Below are 9,375 nucleotides of genomic sequence, written 5' to 3'. Positions count from 1 at the left end.
CCACCTTGGCGATCGGGAAACCGGTGGCCTTCGACGCCAATGCCGAGGAGCGCGATACGCGCGGGTTCATCTCGATCACGACCATGCGGCCGGTGTCCGGGTTGATCGAGAACTGCCCGTTGGAGCCGCCGGTGTCGACGCCGATCTCGCGCAGGATGGCGATCGAGGCGTCGCGCAGCAGCTGGTATTCCTTGTCGGTCAGCGTCTGCGCCGGCGCCACGGTGATCGAGTCGCCGGTGTGCACGCCCATCGGGTCGAGGTTCTCGATCGAGCAGACGATGATGCAGTTGTCCGCCTTGTCGCGGACGACTTCCATCTCGTACTCCTTCCAGCCGATCAGGCTCTCCTCGATGAGCAGCTCGTTGGTCGGCGAGAGGTCGAGCCCGCGCTTGCAGATCTCCTCGAACTCCTCCGGGTTGTAGGCGATGCCGCCGCCCGTGCCGCCGAGCGTGAAGCTGGGGCGGATGACCATCGGGAAGCCGGTGCCGCCGATCTCCTGCGTGATGCGGCGCTGCACGTCCAGCGCCTCTTCCATCGAGTGCGCGATGCCCGACTTGGCCGAGTGCAGGCCGATGCCGGTCATCGCGTCCTTGAACTTCAGGCGGTCCTCGGCCTTCTCGATCGCGTGCTCGTTGGCGCCGATCATCTCGACGCCGTACTTGGACAGCACGCCGTACTTGTGCAGGTCGAGCGCGCAGTTCAGCGCGGTCTGCCCGCCCATGGTGGGCAGCAGCGCGTCCGGCCGCTCCTTGGCGATGATCTTCTCGACCATCTGCCAGGTGATCGGCTCGATGTAGGTGGCGTCGGCCATGCCCGGGTCGGTCATGATCGTCGCCGGGTTGCTGTTGACGAGGATGACGCGGTAGCCCTCCTCGCGCAGCGCCTTGCAGGCCTGTGCGCCGGAGTAGTCGAACTCGCAGGCCTGCCCGATGATGATCGGGCCGGCGCCGATGATGAGGATGCTGCGGATGTCGGTGCGCTTCGGCATTTACTTTTTCTCCATGAGCGCGACGAAGCGGTCGAACAGGTAGCCGATGTCGTGTGGGCCGGGCGAGGCTTCGGGATGGCCCTGGAAGCAGAAGGCCGGCTTGTCGGTTCGTGCCAGGCCCTGCAGCGTGCCGTCGAACAGCGACACGTGCGTGGGTCGCAGGTTCTTCGGCAGCGTCTTCTCGTCCACCGCGAAGCCATGGTTCTGGCTGGTGATCGAGACGCGGCCGGAGTCGAGATCCTTGACCGGGTGGTTGCCGCCGTGGTGGCCGAACTTCATCTTGAAGGTCTTCGCCCCCGAGGCCAGCGCGAGGATCTGGTGGCCCAGGCAGATGCCGAAGGTCGGGATGCCGGTGTCGATCAGATCGCGCGTGGCGGCAATCGCGTAGTCGCACGGCTGCGGGTCGCCGGGGCCGTTGCTGAGGAAGATGCCGTCGGGCTTGAGCGCCAGCACGTCCTTCGCGGGTGTCTGCGCGGGGACGACGGTGACGCGGCAGCCGCGGCTGGCGAGCAGGCGCAGGATGTTGCGCTTGACGCCGAAGTCGTAGGCAACGACGTGGAACTTCGGCTGGGCCAGCTTGCCGTAGCCGTCTTCCAGCGTCCAGGCCGTCTCGGTCCACTCATGGCGCTCGGTGCAACTGACCACCTTGGCGAGGTCCTGGCCGGCCATGTTCGGCGCGGCTTGCGCGGCAGCGATGGCCTGCTCGCGGTGCGCCGCGGTCAGGGCCTCGCCCAGCGGCAAGGTCAGGATGCAGCCGTTCTGCGCACCCTTCTCGCGCAGGATGCGCGTCAGGCGCCGCGTGTCGAGGTTGGAGATCGCCACCGTGCCCTCGCGCTTCAGGTAGTCGGCAAGCGTCGCGGTGCTGCGGAAGTTGGATTCGCGGACCGGCAGGTCCTTGATGATCAGGCCGGCGGCATGGACCTTCGAGGCTTCGACGTCTTCCTCGTTGACGCCGTAGTTGCCGATGTGCGGATACGTCAGCGTGACGATCTGCCGGCAATAGCTGGGGTCGGTGAGGATTTCCTGGTAACCGGTGATCGAGGTGTTGAACACCACCTCGCCGACCGTGCGGCCGGAAGCGCCGATCGAGATGCCTTGGAAGACCGTGCCGTCTGCGAGAGCCAGGATCGCCTGGGCTTGTGGGGACAGCAGTTGCGGCGGCACCGGGTTCTCCGTTCGAGTGTGCGCGCCCAGCTCGGCTCGTCGAAGCCGGAACCGGCGTCCGCGAGGGATGCGCCGGAGGGAAAACCGAAGGAGTTTCCGTCGGAATCAGCGAGAAATTCGCTGGGCGGGGTGGAAGAAGCTAAACCTGCGAAGTATAGCCGACCGACCACCCGCGCCCCGGGTTTTCACCCAGCGAGACCGAGTGCGGCGATGCCGGCGCGCGCGATCTGCGCGTCCTCGCTGGACTTGACGCCGCTGACGCCGACGGCTCCGATGCACTGACCTTCCGCCATGATCGGCACGCCGCCTTCGAGCAGCGCCTCCAGGCCGGGTGCGCTGAGGAAGGAGACACGCCCCTGGTTGATCATCTCCTCGTACAGGCGGCTCTCGCGACGGCCCAGCGCCGAGGTGCGCGCCTTGTTCGGCGCGATCTGCGCCGAGATCGGCGCCGCGCCGTCCAGGCGCTGCAGCCACAGCAGGTGGCCGCCGTCATCCACGACGGCGATGGCCACCGCCCACTGGTTGGCCAGCGCCTCCGCTTCGGCGGCGGCGGCGATCCGCTTCACGTCGTCCAGGGTCAGGAACGGCTTGCTCTTCATGGTGGGGTTCCAGGCAGGTTGGAGGGGCCGGTGTCCGGCGCTGCGTGAACTCTATCGCGCCGCCTGCCGTCGATTCCGCCACGCCCCGTACGGTCTTTCTGTACGCAGAAGGCGGGAACTAGAATGCGCTTCGCCTGTCACAGGCTGTATCCCACAACCCCCAACGGAGGTTTCATGACCCAGAGCCTGCAAGCTGCATACGGCGGACATGCCGGTACCGTCGCCTCGGCGGAGCAGCGCAACCGCGTCCTGCGCAACACCTACTGGCTGCTCGCGCTGTCGATGGTGCCGACCGTGCTCGGCGCCTGGCTCGGCGTGACCACCGGAATCGCCCGCGCCATGTCGCCCGGCATCGGCCTGGTGGTCTTCCTGGTCGGCGCTTTCGGCTTCATGTTCGCGATCGAGAAGACCAAGAACTCGGCGGCCGGCGTGCCGGTGCTGCTGGCGTTCACGTTCTTCATGGGCGTGATGCTGTCGCGCCTGGTCGGCGCCGTTCTCGGCCTCACCAACGGCGCCAGCCTGATCATGATGGCCTTCGCCGGCACCGGCGCCATCTTCCTCGGCATGGCGACGCTGTCGACGATCATCAAGCGTGACCTGTCGGCGATGGGCAAGTGGCTGTTCATCGGCGCCATCATGGTGCTGGTGGCGGGCCTGGCGAACTTCTTCATTCAGTCGAGTGCGCTGATGATCACGCTGTCGGTGCTGGTGATCGGCATCTTCTCGGCCTTCATCCTGTATGACCTGAAGCGCGTGCAGGACGGCTACGAGACGAACTACATCAGCGCCACGCTGGGTGTCTACCTGAGCATCTACAACGTGTTCCAGGCGCTGCTGGCCCTGTTCGGCATCGGCGGAAGCAGCGAGTAATCGCCGCAGTCCGGAAATGAAGTTCAAACGGGGCCTTCGGGCCCCGTTTGCTTTGGCGCATCGAACAGGTGCGCGATCGAGTTGGCGTAGTAGGCCAGCACGCGGGTCTCCGCCGGGTTGGCGCGCAGCAGGCCGTCGTCCTCCAGCGCCAGATGGCGCAAGGTCAGCATGCGCAGGCCGACGGTGATGGCGTAGTCGCGGTCGCTGCGCGGCACGTAGACATGGGCACCGAGAGCCTCGGCCCGGTCCATCAGAGCGAGCACGGCGCCCTTGAGCTCCAGTTCGGACCAGGCGCGCTGCGGGTCGGCAAGCAACACTCGCGCGACCAGCGGCACCGGCAGCACCGGAATCGTGCGGCCGATGGTCGCCATCAGCGCGTGGCCCACTTCGCCCACCGCCTCTCGACGCTGCGCGTCGGTCAGGTCGCGGAAGTCGATGCCACGTCCCGCCACCCACGCGCGCATGGACATCGGCTTGCCGAAGTTCACGCAGGCATAGCCGAAGCGATAGCGCCGGCCCAGCAGCGCGAAGACGAACTGCCGGCCCAGGTAGCCGCCGGTGATGCGCAGCGTGCGCCACAGGCTGCCGCGCGGCGGCTTCTCATCGAGCTTGCGCAGCAGGCTGCGGTCCTCGATCACCCGGTCGTAGTTGATTCCGACGGGGATGAACACCAGGTCGCGCTCGCCACCGGGGTTGAAGCCCTTGAGCATGTAGTCGAGCAGTCCGAGCTTGGGCTCGCGCAGCCGGCCGTCGATCGTCAGCCCGCCTTCCGGATACATGGCCTGCGGCACGCCGCCCTCGGTGGCCATCTGCACGTAGCGCTGCAGTACGGTGCGGTAGAGCGGGTCGCCGGAGTTGCGCCGCACGAAGTAGGCCCCCATCGCGCGGATCAGCCCCTGCAGCGGCCAGATGCGCGCCCACTCGCCCACCGCGTAGCTCAGCGCCACACGCTCGGCAGCGAGGAAGCTCACCAGGATGTAGTCCATGTTGCTGCGGTGGTTCATGACGAACACCACGGTGGACTTCGGGTTGATCGAGGCAATCGCCGCGTCGTCGGTGTAGCCCAGGCGGACGCGATAGACGAGTTGCGCGAAGGTCTTGGCCAGCCAGTAACCGACGCGGAAGTACACGTAGGCATTGAAGGCCGGCACGATCTCGCGGGCGTAGACGAGCACCTGCTTCGTCACCACCACCGCGGGCTTGCCGGTCTCGAGGGCGTGCTGCTGCGCGGCGGCGAGCACGCGCGGGTCGCTCATCAGCCGGTCGATCAGCGCGCGCCGGCGGGTCAGCTTGAACTGCGGCAGGTCGATCTTCAGGCGCAGCTGGATCTCGTCGAGCACCCCGCGCACCTTGCGCCGCAGGTACCAGCGCACGCCCGGCAGCAGCAGCCACTGCAGCGCCGCCGCCACCGCCAGCACCAGCAGCAGCACGAACAGCCACAGCGGGATGCTGACGCTGGCGTTCACCGGATGTTGTCCCTGTCGAAGACCGCGATGCTTTCGACATGCGCCGTGTGCGGGAACATGTTCACCGCCCCGGCCATCGTGCAGCGATAGCCGGCCTGGTGCACCAGCAGCCCGGCATCGCGTGCCAGCGTGGCCGGATTGCAGCTGACGTAGACGATGCGCCGCGGCGGCAGCCAGCCGGGCGCGAGCGAGGCATCCGCATGCAGGTCGGCCAGTGCCTTGGCCAGCGCGAACGCGCCTTCCCGCGGCGGATCGACCAACCACTTGTCGGCCGCGCCATAGGCGGCAAGGTCGGCCGCAGGCAATTCGAACAGGTTGCGCGCCTCGAAGCGTGTGCGTGCGGCCAGGCCGTTGCGCGCCGCGTTCTCGCGCGAGCGCTGCACCAGCGCCTCGCTGCCTTCGATGCCCAGCACCTCGCGCGCGCCGCGTGCAATCGGCAGCGTGAAGTTGCCCAGGCCGCAGAACCAGTCGATCACGCGCTCGCCAGGGCCAAGCTCGAGCAGGCGCAGTGCGCGCGACACCAGCATGGTGTTGATCTGGTGATTCACCTGGGTGAAATCGGTCGGCTTGAAGGGCATCTCGATGCCGAACTCGGGCAGCGTATAGGCCAGCTCCGGGCCGCCTTCGTCGAGCCGGTGCACTGTGTCGGGGCCCTTGGGCTGCAGCCACCACTGCACGCTGTGCTCGCGACCGAACGCACGCAGCCGTTCGAGATCGCTGGCCGACAGCGGCTCGAGGTGGCGCAGCACCAGCGCCGTCACCACATCACCCACCGCCACCTCGATCTGCGGCAGGCGGTCGCGCTGGTCCATGCTCGCCACCATGTCGCGCAGCGGCAGCAGCATCGCCGACAGCTTCGGCGGCAGCACCTCGCAGCGCTCCATGTCGGCCACGTAGCTCGACTTGCGCTCATGGAAGCCGACCAGCACCTTGCCCTTCTTGGCCACGAACCGCACCGACAGTCGCGCCCGGAAGCGGTAACCCCAGGACGGCCCCTCGATCGGGCGCAGCAACTGCTCGGCCTTGACCTTGCCCAGGTGCCACAGCGCATCTTCCAGCGCGCGCTGCTTGGTGGCGACCTGCGCGGCCACATGCAGGTGCTGCATCTTGCAGCCGCCGCATGTGCCGAAATGCGGGCACTGCGGCCGCACGCGCTGTGAACTCTCGCGCTGCCAGGCCACGGCGGTGGCCTGCTCCCAGTTGTTCTTGCGCCGCTGCACCGTCACGCGCACCACCTCGCCGGGCAGTGCACCGTCGATGAACACCACCTTGCCTTCGGCGTTGTGCGCCACGCCCTGCGCCTCGAGGTCGAGCGACTCGACCGTCAACCATTCATCTGCTGGAGTCATGGGGCGTGATTATCCCGGCCGCCGGCTGCTACACTCGCCGCCGCCAGGAGAGAGCTTCCCCGTGAAGCCGCCGAAGGCGCAGAACCGTTCCCTGAGGCCCGGTTCGAACGCTCAGGCAAAAGGACTGGCACGCGCCACGCGGCGACGCGCGGCGTTCCTCGCTGGAGAGAGGCCCGCCCCGAGCGGGTCCACCGAAGGGGCAAGCGGCGCACACGGCAACGGTGCACCGTCAATCTCTCAGGTAAAGCGGACAGAGAGGGCACGGCACCCGGCACGGCACATGCTGCGTCGGGGTTGGCAAAGGCCCTCGAAGCATCGCCAGGAGGCGGTCATGTCCGACATTCCCCTTCAACAGACCCCGCTGCACGCGCTGCACCGCGAGCTCGGCGCCAAGATGGTGCCCTTCGCCGGCTACGACATGCCGGTGAGCTACCCTGAAGGCATCCTCGCCGAGCACCGCCACTGCCGCGATTCGGCGGCGCTGTTCGACGTCTCGCACATGGGCCAGGTGAGGCTGACGGGCGAGGACGCAGCGGCCGCGCTCGAATCGCTGGTGCCGGTCGACGTGGTCGGCCTGACCGCCGGGCGCCAGCGCTACGGCTTCTTCACCAATGCGGCCGGCGGCATCCTCGACGACCTGATGATCACGCGGCGCGAGAGCGACTTCCTCGTGATCGTCAACGCCGGCTGCAAAGATGCCGACATCCGCCACCTGCAGACGAACATCGCACACCGCTGCACCGTGCAACCCATGCCTGAACGTGCGTTGCTGGCGCTGCAGGGGCCGAAGGCGGCCGAGGCGATCGGTCGGCTCGCACCCGAACTGCGCTCGCTGGTCTTCATGACCGGCGCCTTCTGCCGCATCGCCGGCATCGACTGCTTTGCCACCCGCTCCGGCTACACCGGCGAAGACGGCTACGAGATCTCCGTGCCTGCAGAGCAGGCCGTGGCCCTGGCGAAGGCGCTGCTGGCGCTGCCCGAGGTCAAGCCCGCGGGCCTGGGGGCGCGCGACACGCTGCGCCTGGAGGCCGGCCTGTGCCTGTACGGCCACGACATCGACGACAAGACCACCCCGATCGAGGCGGGCCTGTCGTGGGCCATCCAGAAGGTGCGCCGCGCCGGTGGCGCGCGCCACGGCGGCTACCCGGGCGCCGCGGCGATCGACAAGCAGTTGTCGGCCGGCCCGGCCTGCAAGCGCGTCGGGCTGCTCGGCCTGGAGCGCATGCCTGTGCGCGAAGGCGCGGTCGTTGTCGATGCCAAGGGCCACAAGCTCGGCCACGTGACCAGCGGCACGCTGGCGCCCAGCGTCGGCAAGCCGATCGCGATGGCCTACCTGGCTGCCAACCACGCCCTGCCCAACCACGAGGTCTACGCCGAGGTGCGTGGCAAGCGCCAGCCGATGCGCGTCAGCCCCATGCCCTTCGCCCCGCACCGCTACCACCGCGGCTGATCACCAATCCGCAGCACTCAGACCAAGGAGAACTCCGATGACGACCATGTACACCCCCGACCACGAGTGGATCAACATCGAGGACCACGAGGCCGCCACCGTCGGCATCACGCTGCACGCGCAGGACGCGCTGGGCGACGTGGTCTTCGTCGACCTGCCCGAGGTGGGCAGGACCTTCAAGAAGGGCGAGGTTGCCGGCGTGGTCGAGTCGGTCAAGGCCGCGGCCGACCTGTACATGCCGGTGACCGGCGAGATCGTCGAGGTCAACGAGGCGCTGCGCGCCGACCCGTCGCTGGCCAACTCCGACCCGCTGGGCACCGGCTGGTTCTTCAAGGTGCACATCTCCGAAGCCGGCATGGCCGAGTTCGACCAGCTGATGGACGCACCGGCCTACGACAAGCTGCTCAAGAGCGCCTGAGCGCGCCCCACCCTTGCACCGCTCCTGCCCCGAACGAGCCCAGGACAACCCATGCTGATGTCTGCCCACCAGCCGCTGCGCGAGCTGGAGAACGCCACCGAATTCGTTGCCCGCCACGTCGGCATCGACGCCGATGCCGAGCGCCACATGCTGTCGGTGATCGGTGCCGCGTCGCGTCGCGCGCTGATCGAGGCCATCGTGCCCGCCACCATCAAGCGCAGCGCGCCGATGGCGCTGCCCGCACCGCTGACCGAAGCCCAGGCGCTCGCCGAGCTGAAGGCCATCGCCTCGCGCAACAAGCTGTTGAAGAGCTTCATCGGCCAGGGTTACCACGGCACGCACACACCGGGCGTCATCCTGCGCAACATCCTCGAGAACCCGGCCTGGTACACCGCCTACACGCCCTACCAGGCGGAGATCTCGCAGGGCCGCATGGAAGCGCTGGTCAACTTCCAGACCATGGTCTGCGACCTGACCGGCATGGCGATCGCCGGCTCGTCGATGCTCGACGAGGCGACGGCCGCTGCCGAGGCGATGACGCTGGCGCTGCGCGTCGGCAAGAGCAAGTCGCAGACCTTCTTCGTCGCCGACGACGTGCTGCCGCAGACGCTCGAAGTGGTGCGCACGCGCGCCCGGCCGATCGGCGTGACGGTGATCACCGGCCCGGCCGAAGACGCCGGCAGCGCCGACGCCTTCGCGGTGCTGCTGCAGTACCCCGGCGTGAACGGCACGGTGCGTGACCTGGCGCCGACCATTGCGGCAGTGCACGGGAAGGGTGGCCTGGCGGTCGTCGCGGCCGACCTGCTCGCGCTGGCGCTGCTCACGCCGCCCGGCGAGATGGGCGCCGACATCGCGATCGGCACCACGCAGCGTTTCGGCATGCCGATGGGCAACGGCGGCCCGCACGCGGCGTATCTCGCCACGCGCGACGAGTTCAAGCGGCAGATGCCGGGCCGGCTGGTCGGCGTCAGCGTCGACACGCACGGCGCGCCCGCCTACCGCCTGGCGCTGCAGACGCGCGAGCAGCACATCCGCCGCGAGAAGGCCACCTCCAACATCTGCACGGCGCAG

Annotated in this window: 8 protein-coding genes, 1 pseudogene and 2 riboswitches; of the genes and pseudogenes, 4 read left to right on the top strand and 5 right to left on the bottom strand. The window is 68.2% G+C overall.

Annotated elements, in window-relative coordinates; genetic code table 11:
* From carB to AAG801_RS37200, 3 genes are all read right to left on the bottom strand, one after another.
* Window positions 1-988, bottom strand: a 988-nt coding sequence (gene carB / locus AAG801_RS37210) for a carbamoyl-phosphate synthase large subunit (protein WP_341892941.1), incomplete at its 3' end; no start/stop codon positions are given.
* Window positions 989-2,152 (bottom strand): glutamine-hydrolyzing carbamoyl-phosphate synthase small subunit, encoded by a 1,164-nt coding sequence (gene carA / locus AAG801_RS37205; protein WP_341892940.1) that lies wholly within the window; start codon window positions 2,150-2,152, stop codon window positions 989-991. It lies immediately after the preceding gene.
* 185 nt (window positions 2,153-2,337) lie between these two features.
* Window positions 2,338-2,751: a heme-binding protein gene (locus tag AAG801_RS37200; RefSeq protein WP_341892939.1), complete on the bottom strand. Its 414-nt coding sequence runs from the start codon at window positions 2,749-2,751 to the stop codon at window positions 2,338-2,340.
* Between the two features lie 174 nt (window positions 2,752-2,925).
* On the opposite strand from AAG801_RS37200, the gene AAG801_RS37195 reads away from it, so the two are divergent.
* Window positions 2,926-3,621: a Bax inhibitor-1/YccA family protein gene (locus AAG801_RS37195; RefSeq protein WP_341892938.1), complete on the top strand. Its 696-nt coding sequence runs from the start codon at window positions 2,926-2,928 to the stop codon at window positions 3,619-3,621.
* A 23-nt stretch (window positions 3,622-3,644) separates the two neighbouring features.
* Here AAG801_RS37195 and AAG801_RS37190 read toward each other — a convergent pair whose 3' ends face one another.
* Both AAG801_RS37190 and rlmD read right to left on the bottom strand, forming a co-directional pair.
* Entirely contained in the window at window positions 3,645-5,087 is a 1,443-nt protein-coding gene (locus tag AAG801_RS37190; protein ID WP_341892937.1) for a 1-acyl-sn-glycerol-3-phosphate acyltransferase, read from the bottom strand.
* Entirely contained in the window at window positions 5,084-6,436 is a 1,353-nt protein-coding gene (rlmD, locus tag AAG801_RS37185) for a 23S rRNA (uracil(1939)-C(5))-methyltransferase RlmD (protein WP_341892936.1), read from the bottom strand. Before rlmD ends, AAG801_RS37190 begins: the two co-directional genes overlap by 4 nt.
* A gap of 34 nt (window positions 6,437-6,470) precedes the next feature.
* A riboswitch (glycine riboswitch) is annotated at window positions 6,471-6,573 on the top strand.
* 14 nt (window positions 6,574-6,587) lie between these two features.
* Window positions 6,588-6,700: riboswitch (glycine riboswitch) on the top strand.
* Between the two features lie 67 nt (window positions 6,701-6,767).
* Here rlmD and gcvT point away from each other — a divergent pair.
* The 3 genes and pseudogenes from gcvT to AAG801_RS37170 form a co-directional block, all read left to right on the top strand.
* A complete protein-coding gene (gene gcvT / locus AAG801_RS37180; RefSeq protein ID WP_341892935.1) occupies window positions 6,768-7,886 on the top strand; it encodes a glycine cleavage system aminomethyltransferase GcvT in 1,119 nt (372 codons plus the stop codon).
* Window positions 7,887-7,923: 37 nt separating this feature from the next.
* The gene (gene gcvH / locus AAG801_RS37175; RefSeq protein WP_341892934.1) at window positions 7,924-8,304 is read left to right on the top strand and encodes a glycine cleavage system protein GcvH; all 381 of its coding nucleotides are present in this window, start codon (window positions 7,924-7,926) and stop codon (window positions 8,302-8,304) included.
* Between the two features lie 51 nt (window positions 8,305-8,355).
* Window positions 8,356-9,375: pseudogene (locus tag AAG801_RS37170) on the top strand (glycine dehydrogenase (aminomethyl-transferring)); the annotation flags it as partial.

The sequence above is a fragment of the Variovorax sp. YR752 genome, assembly GCF_943372545.1.
This window is presented reverse-complemented; position numbering and strand designations above follow the sequence as displayed.

What these genes read in the sequence shown, in the direction of transcription:
- AAG801_RS37200 (WP_341892939.1), bottom strand. Translation starts at nt 2,751, where the DNA reads ATGAAGAGCAAGCCGTTCCTGACCCTGGACGACGTGAAGCGGATCGCC.
- AAG801_RS37195 (WP_341892938.1), top strand. Translation starts at nt 2,926, where the DNA reads ATGACCCAGAGCCTGCAAGCTGCATACGGCGGACATGCCGGTACCGTC.
- rlmD (WP_341892936.1), bottom strand. Translation starts at nt 6,436, where the DNA reads ATGACTCCAGCAGATGAATGGTTGACGGTCGAGTCGCTCGACCTCGAG.
- gcvT (WP_341892935.1), top strand. Translation starts at nt 6,768, where the DNA reads ATGTCCGACATTCCCCTTCAACAGACCCCGCTGCACGCGCTGCACCGC.
- gcvH (WP_341892934.1), top strand. Translation starts at nt 7,924, where the DNA reads ATGACGACCATGTACACCCCCGACCACGAGTGGATCAACATCGAGGAC.